Genomic DNA, 20,274 nt, shown 5'->3' with positions numbered 1-20,274 from the left:
GGGATAGGTGGCTGCGCAACATCTGCGCAATTGCCGTCGGTGTTGTGGACGTTCGCGTCCGAGGATAGAGGGTGACTCCGACGATCCGGACCGCCTCGGGGCCGAGTACCGTGCCCGGCGTGTCAGTCCTCAGGCGCCAACTGGCGGATACCCGGCCACTGCGCGCGCCGGATTTCCGCCGACTGTGGCTCGCCAACATCGTCACGGTCATCGGCGCGCAGCTGTCCATCGTCGCCGTCCCGCAGCAGGTCTTCGAGATCACCCGCAGCTCAGCGTATGTCGGCCTGACGGGCGTGTTCGCCCTCGTCCCGCTGATCGTGTTCGGCCTGTGGGGCGGGGCGCTGGCCGACGCGCTGGACCGGCGCAGGTTGCTCATGGTGACCACCACCGGGCTCATCGTCACCGCCGTACTGTTCTGGCTCCAGGCCGCGGCCGGCAACCAGAACGTGTGGCTCGTCATGGGGCTGCTGGCCGTGCAGCAGGCGTTCTTCGCGGTCAACCAGCCCACCCGGTCGGCGATCATCCCCAGGCTCGTGCCGTCCGACCAGCTCGCGTCCGCCTCCGCGCTGAACATGACGGTGATGCAGTTCGGCGCGATCGTCGGGCCCGTCTCGGCGGGCATCCTCATCCCGGTGCTCGGGCTGGAGACCCTGTACCTGCTGGACTCGATCGCGCTGCTGGCCACCCTTTGGGCGGTGTACCGGTTGGCACCGCAACCCGTGTCGGGTGAGCGGCGGTCGGTGGGGCTGCGGTCGGTCCTCGACGGGTTCGTCTACCTGGCCACCCGCCGCATCCTGTTGGCCTCGTTCCTGGTGGACATCATCGCCATGGTCTTCGGCATGCCGCGGGCCCTGTTCCCGCAGATCGCCACCGAGACGTTCGGCGACCCGGTCTCCGGCGGAACCGCGCTGGGCCTGTTGTTCGCCGCGATGAGCGTCGGCGCCGTGGTGGGCGGGGTGTTCTCCGGCTGGATCCCGCGCGTGCGCCGCCAGGGGCTGGCGGTGTTGGTGTGCGTGGCGCTGTGGGGTCTGGCGATGGTCGCGTTCGGTCTGGTCGTGGCCGCCGCGTCGCCGGGCGGGTCGGCGATCTGGCTGTGGCTCGCACTGGCCGCGCTGGCGTTCGGCGGGGCGGTGGACATGGTGTCGGCGGCCTTCCGCCAGGCGATCCTCCTCGACTCGGCCACCGACGAGATGCGTGGGCGGCTGCAGGGTGTGTTCATCGTCGTGGTGGCCGGTGGTCCGCGCATCGGCGATGTCGCCCACGGCGTCGCCGCCGCATCGGTTGGCACCGCGGTCGCGGCGGCCGGCGGCGGCGTGCTGGTGGTGATCGGCGTGGTGATCTGCGCGGTCGCGTTCCCGGCGTTCCTGCGCTACACCGTCCGCAGCGCGGTGGAGCGGGGCGCGAAGGGCTGAGTGCGTCGCCCGGACGCGCTCGCTAGCCGACCGGCGGGTACTGCGAGCCGGTGAGGAACCGCGCCAGGTGGACGGCGTTGGCGGAGAGGACCTTGATGGTCGACGCCACGGCCTCGGGGGTGGAGTCGAGGTCCTTGTAGTCCACCGGGTTCATGGCCTCGTTGTTCCAGTAGGTGCAGCCCTGGGCCGGGATCGTGAACCCGATGTCGTTGAGTCCCTGGAACATGTCGGCGACGATCTTGTGCGCGCCGTCCTCGTTGCCCACCACCGCGACCACGGCGACCTTGCCGAACATCGCCGGCCGCCCCTCGTCATCGGTGGCCGACAGTTGCGCGTCGAGACGCTCGAGCACCCGCTGCGCGATGCTGGACGGGTTGCCGAGCCACGTCGGCGTGGAGAGGACGAGGATGTCGACACCTCGGATCTTCTCGAGGATGGCGGGCCATTCATCCCCGCCGCCCATGTCGTCGTCGACCCCCGGACGCACGTCGTAGTCTGCGACGCGCACCGTTTCGCCGGTCACGCCGTGACCGGCCAGCTCGTCGAGGACCTGCCGGGCGATGAGCTCACTGCTCGACTCGGCGGGGGAGGCCTTGAGCGAGCACACCAGGGCGAGGGCGGTGAGGTCGGTGTCCATGGCGCGGACCCTAGGCCCGCCCGACCCGCCGGACAACCGGTCCGCGGGATCGTCGCGACGACCGGTGGAGCGTGTCGGAGGCGGGTCCTACGGTGGGGGCGAATCAGGGATCCGACGAGCGGGGAGGTACGCGTATGACCACGGACAGGACGGTGGCGGACCTCGTCGTCGAACGCCTGGTGGCCTGGGACGTGGAGCGGATCTACGGATACGCCGGGGACGGTAACAACCCCCTGCTCGGCGCGTTGCGCCGCTCCGAGATCGCGCCGGTCTTCGGGCGGGCGCGGCACGAGGAGTCGGCGGCGTTCATGGCCGTGGCCGACGCCAAGTACTCGGGCGCGGTCGGCGTGGTGACGTCCACGCAGGGCCCCGGCGCGATGCACCTCATCAACGGGCTGTACGACGCCAAGCTGGACAGCGTCCCGGTGGTGGCGCTGGTCGCGCAGCAGCACACCAGCGTGCTCGGCTCCGGCTACCAGCAGGAGATCAACCTGGGCGAGGTGTTCTCCGACGTGGCCGGGCCGTACCTGCAGACGGTCGCCGCGGCCGAGCAGGTGCCGTTGGTGCTGGACCGGGCGTTCCGGTCCGCGCTCACGCATCGCACGCCCGTGGTGGTGATCCTTCCCCACGACGTGCAGAACGCGCCCGCCCCGGAGTTGGGTGAGGAGCTGGACCAGGAGCACGGGGTGGTGGTCACCGCGCCCGAGTGGACGCACGGGGTGACCGTCCCGCGTGACGACGACGTGGCGCGGGCCGTGGACGTCCTCGACGCGGGGGAGCGCATCGCGTTCCTCGTGGGGCGCGGCGCGGCCGGGGCGCGGGCCGAGGTCATGGAGCTGGCCGAGCGCCTGGGGGCGGGCGTGACGATGAGCCTGTTGGGCAAGCCGTACGTCGACGAGTCGTCGCCGTTGGTGGGTGGGACCATGGGGCATCTGGGGACGACGGCGAGCGCGCGCATCCTCCAGAACTGCGACACCCTCGTGATCATCGGCTCCAACGATCCGTGGACGGAGTTCTACCCGGAGCCCGGGCAGGCGCGGGCCGTGCAGATCGACCTGGACCCGGTGCACCTGGCGAACCGGTATCCGATCGAGGTGGGCATGGTCGGGGACGCCACCCACGCGCTCCGTGAGCTCATCGCGCGGGTGGCGGAGAAGGACCGGTCCGCATGGCGCGCCAGCGTCGAGGAGTGGGTGCGGCAGTGGCGCGAGATCGCGCGGATGCGTTCCGAGGTGCCCGCCCGGGGGCTGAACCCGGAGCTGGTCGCGCGGCGTCTGGCCGATCACATGCCCCACGACGCGCGCCTCGCCGTTGACGTGGGCAGTTCGGTCTACCACTACGTGCGGCAGATGGACCTGCCCACGTCCGTCCCCGCGCACCTGTCGTCGACCCTGGCGTCGATGGGCTGCGGCATCCCGTACGCGATCGCCGCCAAGGCCACCGCGCCCAACAAGCCCGTCGCCGTGCTCGCCGGTGACGGCGCCATACAGATGCTGGGGATCAACGAGCTGATCACCGTCGCCGAGGCGTGGCCCGCCTGGGAGGACCCGACAATGGTGATCGTGGTGCTCAGCAACCGCGACCTCGCGGAGGTGAGCTGGGAGCAGCGGGAGAGCGAGTCGCAGCCGCGGTTCGCCCGCTCGCAGGAGGTGCCGGAGTTCGACATGGCCGCCTACGCCGAACTGCTCGGCCTGCGCGGGATCCGGGTGGAGGACCCCGACCAGCTGGTGCCCGCGCTGGAGGAGGCGTTCTCGGCGGACCGACCCACGGTGATCGACGCGATCACCGACCCGGACGTCCCGCTGCTGCCGCCGTTCCCGCACGGCCGCGAGATGCTCGAGTCGATGCGCACGGGCCTGCGGGCCGAGGGCGCGGCCGGCGAGCACGCACTGTCACTGCTGGAGACGTACGCGCGGATGGAGGAGGAGCGGTTCACATGACGGGGACGAACGGCCCCGGCCGGCCCGGCGACGACCCGGACTTCCGGCCCGACGCGGAGGTGGAGGGCACTCCCCGCCGCTCCCGGCAGCCCGCACTGACGGTGCTGGCGATCGTGGCGATCCTGCTGCTGGTGCTGGCGGTGGGGATCTTCGGCGGGATCTTCTGACCGGCCGGCGCGGCGATGTGGGCTCCCCCGCCAGGACTCGAACCTGAAATGCCTGAACCAAAATCAGGAGTGTTGCCAATTACACCACGGGGGAACGGCCCCTGAGGGCCGCTACCAGTCTGGCATATGAGCGCGGGCCCGCCGATGCGTACCTGCGCACCGGCGGGCCCGGCCCGTCATCACGTGCGGCGTCTGGAGCCGCTCGCGCTCACTCCGAGGCGGGCTCGGCGGCCGTCCCGCGGGCCAGCGGCGTCGCCGCGGCCTCCCGGCCGGCGAGGTGACCGAAGACCAGGCCGAGCGAGATGGTGCCGCCCGCCCCGGCGTAGAAGCCCTTGGTGGGGGCGCCGCCGGCGTTGCCCGCCGAGTACAGGCCCGGGACGACCTGGCCGGAGGTGGAGATCACGCGGCCCCTGGCGTCGGTGACGGGACCGCCGACCGTGCCCAGCGCGGAGGCGTGGACCTCGACCGCGTAGAACGGCCCCTTCTCGATCGGCCCGAGGGTGGACGAGCGTGGCGACTTCAGCACCGGCCGCATGAACCTGGCAAGCGGTCCGACCAGTGCCTTGCGGACCGCCTCGGCGTCGTTGCGCTGGGCGACCTTCTTCGCGGCGCGGTTGACGATCGGGGCGATCGCCGACGCGAGTGAGAGCTGGGCCTTCATGGTGGCCGCGGGGAAGAGCGAACCGGAGGAGAAACGCCCGAGGAAGGGCTTGTAGTCGCCGAAGTAGCGGTCGAAGAGGGCCACGCCGCGGCCGAACCACGGATCGCGGCCGGCGGCGGCCTCCGGGTTGAACTCGTCGACGGTCTTGAGCAGGCCGACCTCGTCCACGCCGATCTTCCTCGCCAGCGCGGACAGGGAGCCGGCCTGGTGGATGTACTCGGGGACCTCGCCGCCGGGGACCGCGCCGAACAGGCCGTACTTGTCCCAGAAGTTCTGGTCGAACACGAAGTAGGCCGGGTCGTTGGAGCCGCCGGCCTCCTCGTCGGCCGCCCGCATGGCGCGGCCGAACTGGTCGTAGGACAGGGCCTCGTTGGCGAAGCGCCTGCCCGCCTTGTTGACGATGATCGAGTGGGGCAGCGAGCGTTCGCCCAGCAGGAGCCGCGCGAACGGGACGCCGTCTAGGGTTTCGCCGGGGATCTGGACGCCGGGCATCCACCAGGCGGCGTCCATGGTGGTCAGTTCGGCGCCGACCTCCTCGGCCAGCTGGACGGCGATGCCGTGGTGCCCCTTGGGGGAGACGTGCACGCCGAGCGGCCCGTCGAGGTATTCGGTGGCCAGCTCGTCGGAGGTCTCGAAGCCACCGGAGGCGATGATGACGCCGTTGGTGGCGCGCACCGTGTGTTCCGCGGTGACGTCGACGGCGGTGGCGTCGCGGACGACCAGGCCGGTCACGGCGCCGTCCTCGATGACCAGTCGCTCGGCCGGGGCCTGGACGCGGACCTCGACGCCGGCGACGAGGGCGGCCTCGAGCAGCGCGCCGACGAGGGCGGGGCCGGCCATCCACGAGGCGTCGGTCTTGAGTCCGGCCAGCGCCCAGAACGGCATGGGGTTCTTGGCCATGCCCGAGGTCAGGGCCGGGCGGACGTACTGTGCGGCCTCGCCGAGACCGTCGGCGTTGTACGGCCCGGGGAACAGGGCGCGGCCGACGGAGGCGCCGGGGATCTCCGAGTGGTAGTCGGGCCAGATCACGGGGATCCAGCCGAACTTGGTGTGGGCCTCGATGTAGCGGGCGACCTTCGGCCCCTCCTGCAGGAAGGTCTCGATCACGTCGTGGTCGAGCGTCTGGTCACGGCCGTCGCCGTAGATGTAGGTCCGGGCGTCGTCGAGGGAGTCCTCCACGCCGAGTTCCCTGGTCGAGTACCCGTGGGCGGGGAACCAGCCCGCTCCTGCCGAGACGCCCGTGGCGCCGCCGACGATCTCGAGCGACTCGACGACCAGTACCCGCGCGCCGTCCCTGGCGGCGGTGAGCGCGGCGGTGAGTCCGGCCCCGCCCGAGCCGATTACCACCACGTCGGTGGTGGCGGGTAGGCCGTGCTCGGCGATGGTGCCGATCGTCCCCTGGTGTCCGGGCTGTCGTGAAGCCATGGTGTGCCCCTTTCATGTTTGCGTGATGCATCAACAAGTGTACGCGCGTTCGAGCCGGACCGCCCCCGGGAGAGCCACGAACGGGGGTCCTCGACCGGAGCGTTTAGGCTCGTAAGCAAAAGGGAGAGGTGGGCGATGACGGGCGACACCGTGCCGGTGCCGGCACCGCGGACGAGGATGTCGGCCGCCAAGCGGCGGCAGCAGCTGATCGAGGTCGGGCGGAGGATCTTCGCCGAGAACGGGTACGACGCGGCGACGGTCGAGGACATCGCCGCGGCGGCGGGCGTGTCCAAGCCGGTGGTGTACGAGCACTTCGGCGGCAAGGAGGGGTTGTACGCGGTGGTCTGCGACCGCGAGCTGGCCTACCTCGGTGCCGAGATCACGGAGGCCCTGCAGGGGGAGGGCTCGCGTCGCCGGATCGAGCGGGCGGCCATGGCCCTGCTGCGGTACGTCGAGGAGCGCACGGACGGATTCCGCATCCTGGTGCGGGAGTCGTCCCCGGCCGGCGGCAGTTCCTACTCGACGCTGCTCAACGACGCGACGTCCAGCGTGACGTACATCCTCGAGGAGGAGTTCGCGGCCCGCGGGTTCGACCCCGTCACCACGATCGTCTACGCCCAGGCGCTGGTCGGCATGGTCTCCGGCACCGCGCAGTGGTGGCTGGACGTGCGCACCCCGCCCAAGGAGGAGGTGGCGGCCCACATCGTCAACCTGTGCTTCAACGGGCTCTCGCACCTCGACCCCACGCCGACGCTGGAGCCCGAGGTGCTGACCAAGTACTCGGAGGCGAGCCACCCGCGCGGGAACTCGGCCGGCCGTGACATGCGTCCGGGGCCGGGTCAGCCCTAGGGCCGCCCGGGCCTCCTGCCGTCAGGCCCGGCGATACACCTCCAGGAGGAAACCCTCCTCGCGGTGGTGGGCCAACCGGGTGAGGTCGGTACGGCGGGCGAGGGCGGTGTGGACATCCTCGCCGTGGCAGGCGTGGTCGTCGGAGTGCCCCAGCCAGTGGCAGGCGACGACGTCGCCGCCGGGCTCCACCAGCGACAACAGGTCCGAGATGAGACCGTCCAGCCCCTCGACGGGCGTGTAGTAGAGGAACTCCGAGAGCACCAGCAGGTTGCAGGTCGGGCGGGGCCACGGGCCGAGCGCGTCGGCGGTCCGGACGTGGACGTGCTCGAGACCGGCGCGGGCGATCCGCCGGCGCGCCTGCTCGGCGGCGGCGTCGACGACGTCCACGGCGTGCAGCTCGTCGCAGCGCGCGGCGAGCATCTCGGTGAGCACGCCCACCGAGCAGGCCGGCTCGAAGCCCACCCGGTACCGCGGTTCGGGCAGCGCGGCCACGAGCAGCCCGTAGCGTCGCAACTCGTACCAGGAGCCCGCGAAATCCCACGGATCGGCGTCGTGGGCGTACATGGCCTCGAAGTACTCGCCCGGCGTGCTCACCAGAACACCGTCTCCTCGGGCGTGACGAGCCGGTCGAGAATCCAGTCCGGCAGGATCGCCTCGTCGCCGGGCCTGTCGGACAGGGGCGCCACCTGGGTGACGAACTCGTCGATGGCCGCCCGCTTCGCCGCGAGCTCGGTGTCGGTGAGGACCACACGGCGCCGGCGGTGCCACGGGACGCGGGGATCGCCGGGCTCGGCCCAGTGCCACGTCCACACGGGATATTCCGCGAACCGGGCGCCGGTGGCCGCGCACGCGGCGGCGGCCGCGCGGCCGGCGGCCTCGTGATCGGGGTGGCCGTCCCCGCGCCAGGTGCACAGCACCAGGCAGTCCGCGGCGCCGTGGCCGGGGCCCCGCTCACCGGCGCCGTCACCGGGTCCCCGCCCACCGGAGCCGCCGCCACGAACCGCGCTCACGATCGCCTCGGTCAGCCGTTCTTCGTGGGCGTGGACGCCGCCGTCGGGCAGGCCCACGCGCACGGGCTCGGGGAGGCCCAGCACCGCGCACGCCCGGCGGCTCTCCTCGACCCGCAGGGCGGCCAGTCGCTCCGGGGTGAGGGTGGGGGAGTCGGGGTGGGAGGCGTCGCCGTCGGTGACGGCCACGACCACCACGTCCACGCCCGCCGCGGCGAACCGCGCGGCGGTGACGCCCACGCCGAGGATCTCGTCGTCGGGGTGCGGGGCCACCACGACCAGCCGCCGGACGCCCCCGGGGACGCCGAGAACCGGGTCGGGACGGCGAGCGGCGAACCAGGCGTCCCACCGCGCGCGCGGGGTCCCGCGGTCGCCCAGACCGATACCGGACCAGTTGGCCGACGCGCCGCCGGCCGCGCCGCCGGCCGGGCCGCCCGCCGCGCCCCCGGCCGCAACGCGGCCCGAGCCGTCGCCCACCCCTCCGCTCACCGCGCCCACCCGCCGTGGGCACCGGCGGTGGAGCCGAGGCCGGCGAGGTCGCGCTCGGCGTGGAACTGCCGGATGTACACCTGCGCGTCGGCCACGGCGCGGGCGTGCCGCGGGTCCATCGCGAGCGGCCCGGGTCCGAGCGCGCGGCCGACGCGTCGGATCGTCTCGTCCGCGGCGGCCTCGACGATCGCGCGCACGCGCACGGCCCGGTGCCGCGCGGCGGTGAGGTCGGCGCCGGGGCCGTCGCGGTCGATCTCGGCGGCGGACGCGTCGAGCGCCCAGGTCGCGCCGCCCAGCGCCACGTCGACGGCCCCGAGGTGCGCCATCGTGTGGGGGTCGGCGTCGGGACGGGTGCCGCGCGCGACGAGGGGCCGGGCCACCGCGACGCCGGCGCCCAGCCAGCACGCCGCGACGCCGATCCCGCCGTGCCAGAACCCGGGCCGGTCGAGGTAGGAGCGGTGGTCGCCGACGGCGCGGGCCGGCACGTCGGAGAACTCCACGGCGGTGGTGCGGCTGCCCGCCATCCCCGGGTTCGCCCAGCCGTCCGCCCGAGCGGCCACACCCGGGTGCCGCAGGTCCACGGCGAACAGGCGCGGCTCGTCGTCGTCGACCGCCGTGACCAGGGCGTGCGTGCAGACGTCGGCGCCGGAGCACCACGCCTTGACCCCGTCGAGCACCCAGTTGTCGTCGTCGGCGCCACCGGTGCGCCGCGCGGTGAGGACGGGGGTGGGGGGTTCGGCGGCCCACACGCCCCACATCTCGTCGCGGTGGACGCGGCCGCCCTCGATCTCGGCGAGGATCGCGTCGGCGTCGGCGTGCGCCTCCACCAGGCGCCCGGCGGAGACGTCGGTCGCGCACATCGCGGTGAGTTCGGCCCAGCGGGCGCGGGTGTCGCCGCCGGCGGGCAGGGGCAGCTCGGCGCGGCCCGATCGGATCCACCGGCGGGCCAGGTCGGCGGACGCGGTGTCGGGGGCCGTGGCGGTGTCGGAGCCGAGGCGCGCGCGAGGGGCGCCGTGGGAGCCGGCGTCAGGCGGGGTCACGGGCGTCGCCTTCCAGCTCGGCCAGGTGGGACGCGAAACCACCGGGCGCGCGGGCGGTGCGCCGCGCCGAGGTGACGACCGGGGCGTCGGTGGACCACGCCACCGCCAGGCCGGCGTACTGCGCGCGACGGATGAGCAGGACGTCCTCGTCGCGGGGGACGAAGTCGAAGCCGCCTAGTCGGTCGTAGGTGTCGGCGGACAGTCCGAGGTTGGCGCCGTGGATGTGCCGGTGACCGGGCCCGGGGTGGTAGCCCTCGAGGTAACGGAGGCGGGTGGCGGGGGACCACTCCGCCCAGTCGGCGACCTCAACCAGGCCGGCCACGACCTCGGCGCCGGCGTGCGCGAGGGCGAGCTGGTCGGTGAGCCACGTCCGGGGGACACGGGAGTCGGCGTCGGTGGTCGCGTACCACCGCCGACCGGGGAGGGTGGCGGGCGTGGGCGCGCCGGGTGCGGCGCGGCGGTCCGGACCGGCGGGACGGGGCGACGACGACGAGGCGCGCGACACCGCCGCGAACCCGCACGCGCGGGCGATGCCGACGCTGCGGGCGTGGCTGCGCACGAGCCGGGCACGGCCCGCGGCGACCGCCTCGGAGCCGTCGCTGCAGGCGTCCAGCACCACGGTGAGGGTCACCGGCACGGGCGTGGCGGCGATGCACTCGTCGAGCGCGTCGAGGCAGGCCGGCAGCAGGTCCTGCTCGTCGTGGACGGGGACCACCACGTCCACGGCGGTGACGCGACGCAGGGGCGTCAGAGGGGGGCGCACCGGGGCGGGGTCAGAGGTTGGCGAAGAAGTCGGCCCAGTAGAAGTCCCAGAACGCCCACAGGATGACACCGGCGACGGCGAGGAACCACACGACCACGGGCACCAGATGCCACTGCTGCAGGCCGCGCACCCAGCGGGCGGCGGTGAGCTTGGCCAGTACGTGCAGCAGCGTGTACCAGAACAGGGGGATGGTCATGGCCCACACGACCAGGCACCACGGGCACAGGACCTGGATGGAGAAGATGGACTGGTAGGCCAGCCAGTGCACGAACCCGGCGGCGAAGGTGAGGCCGAGCAGCGCGCCGACCCAGTACCAGCGGGGGAACTTCACGCCCGAGGCGGCGGCCACCCCGATCGCGAGCACGATGCCGAACCCGATGAGCCCGATGAACGGGTTGGGGAAGCCGAACGCCGCCCCCTGCTCGGAATTGATGACGCTCTTGCAGCTCATGAGGATGGAGAAGTTGCACGCCGGCGTGTAGTCCGGGTTCTCCAGCAGGCGGATCTTGTCCAGGCTGAGCTGGAACGAGGCGACCAGCGCGATGGCCGAGCCGATCGTCAGCAGCACGCCGATCCACCGGTCGGTGAAGACGCGCGAGCCGATGAGGGTCGCGCCGCCGTCGGTGGCGTCGTCCGGGCGTCCGGGGGCGATGGTCACCGGGGCGGCGGGCTCGCCGGGGGCGGCGTCTGTGGTCTCGCGCATACGCACAGGCTACCGGGGCGGGGGCGCGGTTAGAGTGGTGGACCGGCGGCCGTGAGGTGTGCTTTCGACCACCCGTGACCCCTCCCGCCCGACCCCGCCCCGATCCTGAAGGACCCCCACCGCGTGACCACCACCGCCACCGCACCCACCTCCACGACCGCCGCCCTGTCCGGTCTGGCCGGAGCGGTCCTGGCCTCCCCGGCCCTGGCCGACCTGCGCGAGGGCCTGGACCGCGACACGGCGGTGGTCCGCGCGCCCGAGGCGCTGCGGCCGTTCCTCGTGGCGACCCTCGCGCAGCAGGCACCGTTGCTCGTGGTCACCGCGACCGAGCGGGAGTGTGAGGAGCTCGCCGACGAGCTGACGGGGATGTACGACGGCGAGGTGGCGCAGTTCCCGAGCTGGGAGACGTTGCCGCACGAGCGGCTCTCGCCGGCGGCCGACACGATCGGTCGACGCCTGCAGGTGCTGTCCGCGGTGATGGCGGGACGGGCGCCGAGGATCATCGTCGCGGCGGCGCGGTCGGTGGTGCAGCCCATCTCCCCGGCGGCCGCCCGCCGCGAGCCGGTGCGCCTGACCCGCGGCGCCGAGGTCGACCCCTCCGAGCTGATGGCCCGCCTGGCCGAGTTCGCCTACACCCGCGAGGACATGGTCGCCCGCCGCGGCGACGTGGCCGTGCGCGGCGGCATCGTGGACGTCTTCCCGACCACCGCCGACCACCCCCTGCGCATCGAGTTCGACGGCGACGAGATCGCCGAGATCCGCGAGTTCTCCGTGGCCGACCAGCGCTCGCTGCCCGACGGCGAGGTCGAGCAGGTCGTGCTGTACCCGTGCCGCGAGCTGCTGCTCGACGACGACGTCCGCGCCCGCGCGGGCGAGCTGGCCGCCGAGCACCGCGCCAACCCCACCCTCGCCGAGCTGCTGGACTCGCTGGCCGAGGGCATCCCGCGGGACGGCATGGAGGCCCTGACCTCCGTGCTCGTCCCCGGCGAGATGACCACGCTGCCGATGCTCATGCCCTCCTCGACCCGCGTGGTGGTGTGCGACCCGGACAAGGTCCGCCGCCGCGCCGCCGACCTCGCCTCCGCGGGCCGGGAGTTCCTCGAGGCCTCGTGGACCGCCGCCACCATGGGCGGCGACGCCCCCGTGGACAGTGAGACCCTCGACCTGTCCGGGTCGGGCTACCGCACCTTCTCCGCCGTGCGCGAGGAGGCCACCGCCGCCGGCCGCGCGTGGTGGCAACTCGTCCCGCCCGGATTCCTCACCGACCCCGAGGACGGACTGCTGCTGGCCGTGGAGGCCGGCGACCCGCCCGCCCCGCGCGGCAAGGACTCCGAGATGGAGGCCATGTTCGTCCGCCTGCGCGCCCTCGTCGGCTCCGGCGGCCGGGCCGCGATGGTCGTGCCCGGCCACGGCACCGTCACCCGCATCCTGGAACGGCTCTCCGAGGCCGGGGTCCCCTCCACCGCCGCGCAACCGGGCGCCGAGCCCGCCCCCGGCCTGGTGTCGGTCTACGAGGCGATCCTGCACGCCGGGTTCACGCTCACCGGCGGCGCCGACGGGGCGTCCGGCGACCTCGTCGTCGTCTCCGAGACCGACCTCACCGGCAACCGACTCGGTTCCACGGCGCGCCCCAAGGCCCGCCACTCCAAGCGGCGCAACCAGGTCGACCCGCTGGCCCTCAAGGCCGGCGACCTGGTGGTCCACGACCAGCACGGCATCGGCCGCTTCGTCGAGATGGTCGAGCGGCAGGTGCGCGGCGGTGACGGCTCCTCGCGGCGCGAGTACCTGGTCATCGAGTACGCGCCCGGCAAGCGCGGTGCCGCCGGGGACCGGCTGTACGTGCCGATGGAGTCGCTCGGCCAGCTCAGCCGCTACGTGGGCGGCGAGGCCCCCACGCTGAGCAAGATGGGCGGCGCCGACTGGCAGAACACCAAGCGAAAGGCCCGCAAGGCGGTCCGCGAGATCGCCACCGAGCTCGTGCAGCTCTACGCCAAGCGGCAGTCCGCGCCCGGTCGCGCCTTCGGCCCGGACACCCCCTGGCAGCGGGAGATGGAGGACGCGTTCCCGTTCACCGAGACCGTCGACCAGCTCACCGCGATCGAGGAGGTCAAGGGGGACATGGAGAAGTCCGCCCCCATGGACCGCGTGGTGGTGGGCGACGTCGGCTACGGCAAGACCGAGGTCGCCGTGCGCGCCGCGTTCAAGGCCGTGCAGGACGGCACGCAGGTCGCGGTGCTCGTGCCCACCACGCTGCTCGCGCAGCAGCACCTGGCCACCTTCACCGAGCGCATGACCGGCTTCCCCGTCACCGTCAAGGGACTGAGCCGCTTCACCTCGGACGCCGAGGCCAAGGAGATCCTCAAGGGCTTGGCCGACGGGACCGTGGACATCGTGATCGGTACCCACCGCCTGCTCGCGACCGGTGTGCGGTGGAAGCAGCTCGGTCTGGTGATCGTGGACGAGGAGCAGCGCTTCGGCGTGGAGCACAAGGAGCACATCACCTCCCTGCGCACCCACGTGGACGTGCTCACCATGTCCGCCACCCCGATCCCGCGCACGCTCGAGATGTCGCTGGCCGGCATCCGCGAGATGAGCCAGATCCAGACCCCGCCCGAGGAGCGGCTGCCCGTCCTGACCTACGTGGGCGCGTATTCGGACAAGCACGTCGCGGCCGCCATCCGGCGCGAGCTGCTGCGCGAGGGGCAGATCTTCTACGTCCACAACCGCGTGCGGACCATCGACTCCACCGCGGCCAAGATCCGCGACCTGGTCCCCGAGGCGCGCGTGGTGGTGGCGCACGGGCAGATGGGGGAGGAGCAGCTCGAGCAGACCGTCGGCGGCTTCTGGAACCGCGAGTACGACGTTCTGGTGTGCACGACCATCGTCGAGACCGGCCTGGACATCTCCAACGCCAATACCCTCATCGTGGACCGCTCCGACCAGCTGGGCCTGTCGCAGATGCACCAGCTGCGCGGGCGCGTGGGCCGCTCCCGCGAGCGCGGTTACGCCTACTTCCTCTACGACCCGGAGAAGCCGCTCACCGAGACCGCCTACGACCGGCTCGCGACGATCGCGCAGAACAACGACCTCGGCGCCGGTATGGCCGTGGCGATGAAGGACCTCGAGCTGCGCGGCGCGGGCAACGTGCTGGGCGCCGAGCAGTCCGGTCACATCGCCGGCGTCGGGTTCGACCTCTACATCCGTCTGGTGGGCGAGGCGGTCGAGGCGTACCGTGCGATCGCCGACGGCGAGACGGTCGAGACCCAGGAGGAACTGGGCGAGATCCGCATCGAGCTGCCCGTCGACGCCTACATCCCCGTGGAGTACGTCGACGGCGACCGGCTGCGGCTGGAGGCGTACCGCAAGCTCTCGCAGGCGCGCGAGCCCGCGGACATCGACGCCGTGGTCGAGGAGCTGCTCGACCGCTACGGCCCGCTGCCCGCCGAGGCGCGGCGCGTGGTGTCGGTGGCGCGGCTGCGGCTCGTGGCGCAGAAGTACCGGGTGCGCGAGATCGTCCTGGCCGGTTCCCGCCTGCGCGTGGGCCCGCTCGAGCTGCTGGACTCGCAGCAGATGCGGCTCAAGCGCATGTACCCGGCCGCGCAGTACCGGGCCACGCAGAAGACGGTGCTGCTGCCGCTGCCCAAGGCCGCCGGCGCGCGGGCCGGCGCGGGTGGGGAGAAGGCCCGCGACGACGAGATGCTGCAGTACGCCGCCGACTTCCTCACCGCGATGGCCGGGCACCCGGAGGGCTCGAACCCGGTGATCCAGCCCGAGACCACGCCGGCGCGATGAGCTCGGGCGACGGCGACGGGGTCAGCGTCGGCGCTGGCGACGGCGCCGCCGGCGCCGGGGCGGGGGGCGACCGGCTGGCCGAGGCCGTCGCCGTGATGGCCCGGATCCGCCGCGACGGCCGCTGGGAGTCCGAGCAGACGCACGCCTCGCTCCTGCCGTACCTCATCGAGGAGTCGTGGGAGCTCGTCGACGCCGTGGCCGACGACGACCGCGACGAGCTCGTCTCCGAGCTCGGCGACCTGCTCCTCCAGGTGCTCTTCCACGCCGCGATCGCCGCCGAGCACCCCGAGCGGCCGTTCGACGTCCAGGATGTCGCGGGCGCGCTGCTCGACAAGTTGCGACGCCGGGCGCCGTATTGGTTCACCGGCGAGTCCGCGGACCTCGAGGCCGCCGAGCAGGACCGCGTGTGGCAGGAGGCCAAGGCCGCCGAACGGGCCGGCCGACCGCCCCGCGGGGTGGTCGACGGGATCTCGTGGGATCAGCCCGCGCTCGCCCTGGGGCAGAAGGTCCTCGGCCGCGCCCGGTCCGCCGGGATCCCCGACGATCTGGTGCCCGACGAGATGCGCACCGTCCGGGTGGACCCGGTCGGCGCGTTCCACGAGTCCGGTTCGGCCGAGGTCGCATACCGCCAGGTCGTCCGGCGTTTCGCCGACCTCGTTCGCGTCGCCGAGGCCCGGCTGCCGGGCCCGGTCGCCGGCGCCACCGCGGACGACTGGCGCGCGGCCTGGCCCGCCTGACGCCACCCCGCCGCGCTGCCGCGCCGCCCCGCCCCGCCCCCGCGCTTCGCCGCACCGCCTGCTCCGCCCCCGCCCCGCCCTGCCTAGCCGCCGTGTGGTCGATTTCGTTCACGTTTCCCCAGTTGGCTCTCCGCCGCGGCGCGCGAAAGTGACCACTCGATCGACGTGTGAGCGCGCACGCGCGTGGGGCCCGCCCGATGCCCGCACCCCCGGCCGGAGGACACCGCCTAAGGGATTTCTCCCATTCCACGTCCGCGCCTCCCGCCCTCATCCCGGTGTGCGCTGTGCGCACACCGCCGGGCGGGTCGGAGCGGGCGGCGCCGGCCACGCCCGCCCGGGCGGCCTTCGCACTGGTCAGCGCGCCGCCGACGAATCTGAGAACGCCCCTCCCTCCGCCCGGGAAGCGGCGGGATCCTGTTAGGGGAATCCTCCATTCCGGAGCCCGATTTCGGGTCGCCGAACCGCACCGATCGGGCGTCGTTTTGGACGGTCGGACAACGCATCCGGTCACGTGGATTCTCAGATTCCGCGCCACATCACTATGCTCGGATCGTTGCTTGAACAAAAGAAGAGGGAAAGGGGCAGATGGGTTTGCTCAGCACTACTGCATTGAGCGCGACCGCTGTCGTGTTACTTCTGCTGCTGTTTTATGGCGGAACGATGGTCATGTCCATGCGCATCGCGCGCAAGGACGAGAACGCGGACAGTTACATGACAGCCGGTCACAAGATCGGTTTCGGAATCTCGGCGGCGTCGATGACCGCCACATGGATCTGGGCGTCGTCCATGTACGCCTCGGTGAACTCGGGTTACCTCTACGGCGTGTCGGGCCCGATCCACTACGGGCTCTGGGGTGCCCTGATGATCCTGTTCATCTACCCCTTCGGCCGCCGTATCCGGAAGGTCGCCCCGCAGGCGCACACGCTCGCGGAGGTCATGTTCGCTCGCCACGGCCGGTCCTCCCAGCTCATGCTGGCCGGATCCAACATCCTCGGTTCCGTCATCTCGCTGACGTCGAACTTCATCGCCGGTGGCGCACTGATCTCCATGCTGAGCCCGTTCAGCTTCATCCAGGGCGTGATCGTCATCGCCGCCGGTGTGCTGCTGTACACGCTGTGGTCGGGTTTCCGCGCCTCGGTGCTCACGGACTTCGCGCAGGTGCTGGCCATGCTCGGTGCCGTGGTCGTGATCGTGCCGGCGATGTTCTTCTTCCTCGGCGGCACGGAGCTCTTCGAGACCGGCGCCCAGAACCTCACCCAGCAGCAGCAGTCGTTCTTCTCGTCGGACGCGTTCCTCAACCAGGGCGCGCCGTACATCGCGGCGGTGCTGGCGTACGCGATCGGTAACCAGACCATCGCGCAGCGGCTGTTCGCGGTGCGTGAGGATCTCATCAAGCCGACGTTCATCACGGCGACGATCGGTTACGGCGCCACGATCATCGGCATCGGCATGATCGGTGTGCTCGGTCTTTACGCGGGCATCCAGCCGGTGGAGGGCGATCCCAACAACCTGCTGCCGCAGGTCGCGGCCGAGTACCTGCCGGGCGTGCTGGTCGCGGTGTTCTTCATCATGATCATCGGGTCGCTGTCCTCGACGGCGGACTCGGACCTGGCGGCCATGTCCTCGATCGCGATGACGGACATGTACGGCCAGAGCATGCGCAGCCGGGGCCAGATCCCCAATCCGCGGATGATGCTGACGATCGGCCGGGTGACGATGATCCTGGCGACGGTCGCCGCGCTGTTCTTCGCCAACATGAAGTTCAACATCCTCGACCTGCTGGTGTTCGTGGGTGCCCTGTGGGGCGCGCTGGTGTTCCCGGTGATCGCGAGCTTCTACTGGAAGAAGGTCACCAACTCGGCGTTCACGGTGTCGGTGATCGTGGCGCTGGCGGCGTTCCTGCCGACGCGCTTCGGCCTGGTCCCGGACACCGGCGTCCTGCCGATTCTCACCGAGGCGCTGGCCGTGATCGGTATCGGCGTGGTGCTGGGCCTGATGGTCTTCGGGTTCATCGGCCTGCGGCCGGCGTTGGTGGTGGGCGCCGTCGCCGCCGTGGCCAGTGCGCCGTTCGTGTTCGGCTTCCTGCGCGACTACGACACGCTGACCGCCTCGCTGGTGGCGTACGCGGTGAGCACGCTGGTGTGTTGGGGCATGTCGGTGCGGAGCGATATGGAGTTCGACTTCGCCAAGATCGCCCGCCGCACCGCCGACTACGACACCGAGGAGGTCGCCGAGATCCTCGAGGCGGAAGCCGAGGCGGAGGCGGGCGACGACGCGGTGGTCACCGCGGGTCGCGCCACGCGGCGTGATGACGACGACAACGACGACGACGACCTCGTTCGGGTCTGAGAAGGAGGGCGACTACTCATGTCACCGATCTTGCTGACGATCTATGTGCTCATCTGGCCCGTGATCGTGGCGGGCACGCTGGCCGTCATCGTGCGGGGCTTCGTCAAGGAGGCCGCCGAGGCCAAACGCGAGGGCGTGCCGATCATCTGACGGCCGCCCACGCGGGCTGAGCGCACGCGAGACCACGACCCCCGGTCGGCACCTGCCGTCCGGGGGTCGCGTCGTGTCTGGTCAGGCCAGGAGCGAGCCGTCGACGTCGTCCCACGAGCTCGCGCCGCACAGGGACAGGGTGATGTCGATCTCGGCGAGCAGATTGTCGAGCACCTCGCCGACCCCGCGTTCGCCGGCGATCGCGAGGCCGTAGATGTGGGGGCGCCCGAGCGTCACGGCGTTCGCCCCGCAGGCCATGGCCTTGACGACGTCGGTACCGGTGCGGATGCCGGAGTCGAGCAGCACGGTCGGCTCGGGCCCCACGGCCTCGCGAATGCGGGCGAGGGCGTCGAGGGTGCCGATGGACCCGTCGACCTGGCGTCCGCCGTGGTTGGAGACCATCACGGCGTCGACGCCGGAATCGAACGCTTGCCGGGCGTCGTCCGGGTGCAGGACGCCCTTGAGGACGATCGGCAGGCGGGTCCGCTCCCGCAGGGTGGCGAGGTGGTCCCAGCTCAGCGCCGGGTTGGAGAAGGTGTCGAGGAACGTCTGCACGGCGGCGCGGGTCTCGGGCGCGCGCAGGTTGTCGAGCAGCCTGCCGGGGCGGTTGCGGGCCATCTCCAGCAGGGTGAGCGCGGCCCGCGGGGTGACCTTGACGGCGTCGGGGTCCGCGCCGGGTCCGGCCGCGGCGTCGCGTGCGACCCGCTCGGCGACCATCTCGGCGAAGCGCGGGTCGGAGGTGTACTGCGCGATCCCGACGCCGCGGGTGAACGGCAACGATCCGAGGTCCAGGTCCCAGGGGCGCCAGCCCAGCGTGGTGGTGTCGAGGGTGACGACCAGGGCGCCGGCGTCGACCGCCTCGGCGCGGGCGATGAAACTGTCGACGAGTTGCTCGTCGCTGCTCCAGTAGAGCTGGTACCAGCGTGGGGCGTCGCCCATCGCCCGGGCGGTCTCCTCCATCGGGGAGGAGCCCTGCGAGGAGTAGATGTAAGGGATCCCACGTGCGGCGGCGGCGCGTCCGACGAGGAGGTCGGCGTCGCGGTGGATCAGGCCCGCCGCACCGATGGGGGCCACGAGGACCGGTGCGGGCAGGTGCTGCCCGAGCACGGTGGTGGAGATGTCGCGGTGGGCGGTGTCGCGCAGCATCCGCGGCACGAGCCGGCGCCGGTCGAAGGCGTCGCGGTTGGCGGCCATCGTGGCCCCGGAACCCGCCCCGCCGTAGATATAGGCCCACGCCTTGCGTCCGCCGGGCCGACGCAGCAGGGCGCGGCGGGCCGCCGCCTCGAGGTTCTCGGCCCCGGTCGGCACGGCGGGGGTGATCCCGGAGATGCCGGAGCGGTAGATGACGTTCTGCCTCGCCCGGCCGAGCGTGTCGGCGACGCGGCCGGGCAGGGCGATCCGATCAACGGGTGCGGCCCGGTCGGTGGGGGCGGAACCGTCGCGGTGGTCTGTGGCGGGGGTCACGGAGTCGGCCGTCATGGGGGCGAGGGTAGCGCGCCGTGGGGTCATCCGGCGTCGGTGTGGCGCTGCCGGATCATTGCGGTGGAGACCCCGTCGCCGAGCGTCGCGACGGTGCCGACGGCCTCGAATCCGAACCGTTCGTAGAGCCGTCGGCTGCCCGGGGTGGTGGCCTCGAGGAAGGCCAGGCCGGTCGCGGAGCGGTCGACCAGGTCGAGCCGGTGGGTCAGTAGCGCCGTGCCGACGCCGGTGCCGTGGGCGTCGGGGTGGGCCGCGATGTCACGCAGGTACCAGTGCGGTGCGGTGGGCCGGTACGCCTCGATCTGCAGGGTGTGCCGGGCGCCCCGGCCGATCGGTAGCCGACCGAGGACCCAGTGCACACCCCCGGAGACGGCGCGCGTGGCGGTGGCGACGCCGCGGCGGCTGGCGGGAGGCTCCCACAGGAAGGCCCCGACCACCCGGCCGTCGGCCTCGGCCACATCGACCCAGTGGGGCCGGCGGCGCACCCGGCGGCGGTAGTGCGCGTCGAGCTTGGCGGGGCGCGTCGCATCGTCCGGCAGCGTGATCGACCACGCCGGATCGTCGCGGAAGGCGTCGCTGAGGATGCGGGCGACGGCGGGCGCGTCGGCGCGGGTGGCGGTCCGGACTGTCACCATGTGTTCCCTCCGGGGGTGTCGGCGCGGGTCGGCTTAGGA

Annotated in this window: 17 protein-coding genes and 1 tRNA gene; 8 read left to right on the top strand and 10 right to left on the bottom strand. The window is 72.5% G+C overall.

Annotated elements, in window-relative coordinates:
* Window positions 1-119 precede the first annotated feature (119 nt).
* Window positions 120-1,412 (top strand): MFS transporter, encoded by a 1,293-nt coding sequence (locus tag RWK90_RS03705; RefSeq protein ID WP_314034878.1) that lies wholly within the window; start codon window positions 120-122, stop codon window positions 1,410-1,412.
* A 22-nt stretch (window positions 1,413-1,434) separates the two neighbouring features.
* On the opposite strand, the gene RWK90_RS03700 is transcribed toward RWK90_RS03705, so the two are convergent.
* The gene (locus RWK90_RS03700) at window positions 1,435-2,049 is read right to left on the bottom strand and encodes an NAD(P)H-dependent oxidoreductase (RefSeq protein ID WP_314034876.1); all 615 of its coding nucleotides are present in this window, start codon (window positions 2,047-2,049) and stop codon (window positions 1,435-1,437) included.
* Window positions 2,050-2,183: 134 nt separating this feature from the next.
* Between RWK90_RS03700 and RWK90_RS03695 the strand changes: the two genes are divergently transcribed.
* Window positions 2,184-3,989, top strand: a complete 1,806-nt coding sequence (locus tag RWK90_RS03695; RefSeq protein WP_314034874.1) for a thiamine pyrophosphate-requiring protein — start codon at window positions 2,184-2,186, stop codon at window positions 3,987-3,989.
* Complete coding sequence (locus RWK90_RS03690) at window positions 3,986-4,156, top strand: hypothetical protein (protein ID WP_314034873.1); 171 nt, start codon at window positions 3,986-3,988, stop codon at window positions 4,154-4,156. The genes RWK90_RS03695 and RWK90_RS03690 overlap by 4 nt, the downstream gene beginning before the upstream one ends.
* Before the next feature lie 22 nt (window positions 4,157-4,178).
* On the opposite strand, the gene RWK90_RS03685 is transcribed toward RWK90_RS03690, so the two are convergent.
* Together RWK90_RS03685 and RWK90_RS03680 are read right to left on the bottom strand one after the other, a co-directional pair.
* Window positions 4,179-4,250, bottom strand: a tRNA-Gln gene (locus RWK90_RS03685).
* 114 nt (window positions 4,251-4,364) lie between these two features.
* Entirely contained in the window at window positions 4,365-6,242 is a 1,878-nt protein-coding gene (locus tag RWK90_RS03680) for an FAD-dependent oxidoreductase (RefSeq protein ID WP_314034871.1), read from the bottom strand.
* 135 nt (window positions 6,243-6,377) lie between these two features.
* Here RWK90_RS03680 and RWK90_RS03675 point away from each other — a divergent pair, with 135 nt between their 5' ends.
* Window positions 6,378-7,091, top strand: coding sequence for a TetR/AcrR family transcriptional regulator (locus RWK90_RS03675; RefSeq protein ID WP_314034869.1), 714 nt, complete (start codon window positions 6,378-6,380; stop codon window positions 7,089-7,091).
* 21 nt (window positions 7,092-7,112) lie between these two features.
* Here RWK90_RS03675 and RWK90_RS03670 read toward each other — a convergent pair whose 3' ends face one another.
* The 5 genes from RWK90_RS03670 to RWK90_RS03650 all read right to left on the bottom strand — a co-directional run bounded on the left by RWK90_RS03670 (window position 7,113) and on the right by RWK90_RS03650 (window position 11,093).
* Window positions 7,113-7,685: an SAM-dependent methyltransferase gene (locus tag RWK90_RS03670; RefSeq protein WP_314034867.1), complete on the bottom strand. Its 573-nt coding sequence runs from the start codon at window positions 7,683-7,685 to the stop codon at window positions 7,113-7,115.
* Window positions 7,682-8,482: a PIG-L deacetylase family protein gene (locus RWK90_RS03665; protein WP_396230271.1), complete on the bottom strand. Its 801-nt coding sequence runs from the start codon at window positions 8,480-8,482 to the stop codon at window positions 7,682-7,684. The genes RWK90_RS03670 and RWK90_RS03665 overlap by 4 nt, the downstream gene beginning before the upstream one ends.
* A 101-nt stretch (window positions 8,483-8,583) precedes the next feature.
* Window positions 8,584-9,537, bottom strand: coding sequence for an acyl-CoA dehydrogenase family protein (locus tag RWK90_RS03660; RefSeq protein ID WP_314035906.1), 954 nt, complete (start codon window positions 9,535-9,537; stop codon window positions 8,584-8,586).
* A 76-nt stretch (window positions 9,538-9,613) separates the two neighbouring features.
* Window positions 9,614-10,390, bottom strand: coding sequence for a glycosyl transferase family 2 (locus RWK90_RS03655; protein WP_314034862.1), 777 nt, complete (start codon window positions 10,388-10,390; stop codon window positions 9,614-9,616).
* Window positions 10,391-10,400: 10 nt separating this feature from the next.
* Entirely contained in the window at window positions 10,401-11,093 is a 693-nt protein-coding gene (locus RWK90_RS03650) for a vitamin K epoxide reductase family protein (RefSeq protein WP_314034860.1), read from the bottom strand.
* A gap of 123 nt (window positions 11,094-11,216) precedes the next feature.
* Between RWK90_RS03650 and mfd the strand changes: the two genes are divergently transcribed.
* The 4 genes from mfd (at window position 11,217) to RWK90_RS03630 (ending at window position 18,121) form a co-directional block, all read left to right on the top strand.
* Window positions 11,217-14,885 carry a transcription-repair coupling factor gene (mfd, locus tag RWK90_RS03645; protein ID WP_314034859.1) on the top strand — a complete coding sequence of 1,223 codons (3,669 nt, stop codon included), beginning with the start codon at window positions 11,217-11,219 and terminating at the stop codon, window positions 14,883-14,885.
* Window positions 14,882-15,622, top strand: a complete 741-nt coding sequence (locus tag RWK90_RS03640) for a MazG nucleotide pyrophosphohydrolase domain-containing protein (RefSeq protein ID WP_314034857.1) — start codon at window positions 14,882-14,884, stop codon at window positions 15,620-15,622. The genes mfd and RWK90_RS03640 overlap by 4 nt, the downstream gene beginning before the upstream one ends.
* 585 nt (window positions 15,623-16,207) lie before the next feature.
* Complete coding sequence (locus RWK90_RS03635) at window positions 16,208-17,971, top strand: sodium:solute symporter family protein (protein ID WP_314034855.1); 1,764 nt, start codon at window positions 16,208-16,210, stop codon at window positions 17,969-17,971.
* Between the two features lie 18 nt (window positions 17,972-17,989).
* Window positions 17,990-18,121: a putative transporter small subunit gene (locus tag RWK90_RS03630; RefSeq protein ID WP_314034853.1), complete on the top strand. Its 132-nt coding sequence runs from the start codon at window positions 17,990-17,992 to the stop codon at window positions 18,119-18,121.
* Window positions 18,122-18,202: 81 nt separating this feature from the next.
* Here the strand turns inward: RWK90_RS03630 and RWK90_RS03625 are convergent, their stop codons facing one another.
* Window positions 18,203-19,600 (bottom strand): alpha-hydroxy-acid oxidizing protein, encoded by a 1,398-nt coding sequence (locus tag RWK90_RS03625; RefSeq protein ID WP_314034851.1) that lies wholly within the window; start codon window positions 19,598-19,600, stop codon window positions 18,203-18,205.
* Between the two features lie 26 nt (window positions 19,601-19,626).
* Complete coding sequence (locus tag RWK90_RS03620; protein WP_314034849.1) at window positions 19,627-20,235, bottom strand: GNAT family N-acetyltransferase; 609 nt, start codon at window positions 20,233-20,235, stop codon at window positions 19,627-19,629.
* Window positions 20,236-20,274 lie beyond the last annotated feature (39 nt).

The organism is Dietzia sp. CH92 (assembly GCF_032248695.1).
Lineage (GTDB): Bacteria > Actinomycetota > Actinomycetes > Mycobacteriales > Mycobacteriaceae > Dietzia.
Note: the sequence above shows the minus strand (reverse complement) of the source record. Positions and strands in the feature narration are given on the sequence as shown.

Excerpts from the sequence above, each read along its gene's own strand:
- RWK90_RS03700 (WP_314034876.1), bottom strand. The coding sequence starts at position 2,049 with ATGGACACCGACCTCACCGCCCTCGCCCTGGTGTGCTCGCTCAAGGCC.
- RWK90_RS03695 (WP_314034874.1), top strand. The coding sequence starts at position 2,184 with ATGACCACGGACAGGACGGTGGCGGACCTCGTCGTCGAACGCCTGGTG.
- RWK90_RS03690 (WP_314034873.1), top strand. The coding sequence starts at position 3,986 with ATGACGGGGACGAACGGCCCCGGCCGGCCCGGCGACGACCCGGACTTC.
- RWK90_RS03680 (WP_314034871.1), bottom strand. The coding sequence starts at position 6,242 with ATGGCTTCACGACAGCCCGGACACCAGGGGACGATCGGCACCATCGCC.
- RWK90_RS03675 (WP_314034869.1), top strand. The coding sequence starts at position 6,378 with ATGACGGGCGACACCGTGCCGGTGCCGGCACCGCGGACGAGGATGTCG.
- RWK90_RS03650 (WP_314034860.1), bottom strand. The coding sequence starts at position 11,093 with ATGCGCGAGACCACAGACGCCGCCCCCGGCGAGCCCGCCGCCCCGGTG.
- RWK90_RS03640 (WP_314034857.1), top strand. The coding sequence starts at position 14,882 with ATGAGCTCGGGCGACGGCGACGGGGTCAGCGTCGGCGCTGGCGACGGC.
- RWK90_RS03635 (WP_314034855.1), top strand. The coding sequence starts at position 16,208 with ATGGGTTTGCTCAGCACTACTGCATTGAGCGCGACCGCTGTCGTGTTA.
- RWK90_RS03630 (WP_314034853.1), top strand. The coding sequence starts at position 17,990 with ATGTCACCGATCTTGCTGACGATCTATGTGCTCATCTGGCCCGTGATC.
- RWK90_RS03625 (WP_314034851.1), bottom strand. The coding sequence starts at position 19,600 with ATGACGGCCGACTCCGTGACCCCCGCCACAGACCACCGCGACGGTTCC.
- RWK90_RS03620 (WP_314034849.1), bottom strand. The coding sequence starts at position 20,235 with ATGGTGACAGTCCGGACCGCCACCCGCGCCGACGCGCCCGCCGTCGCC.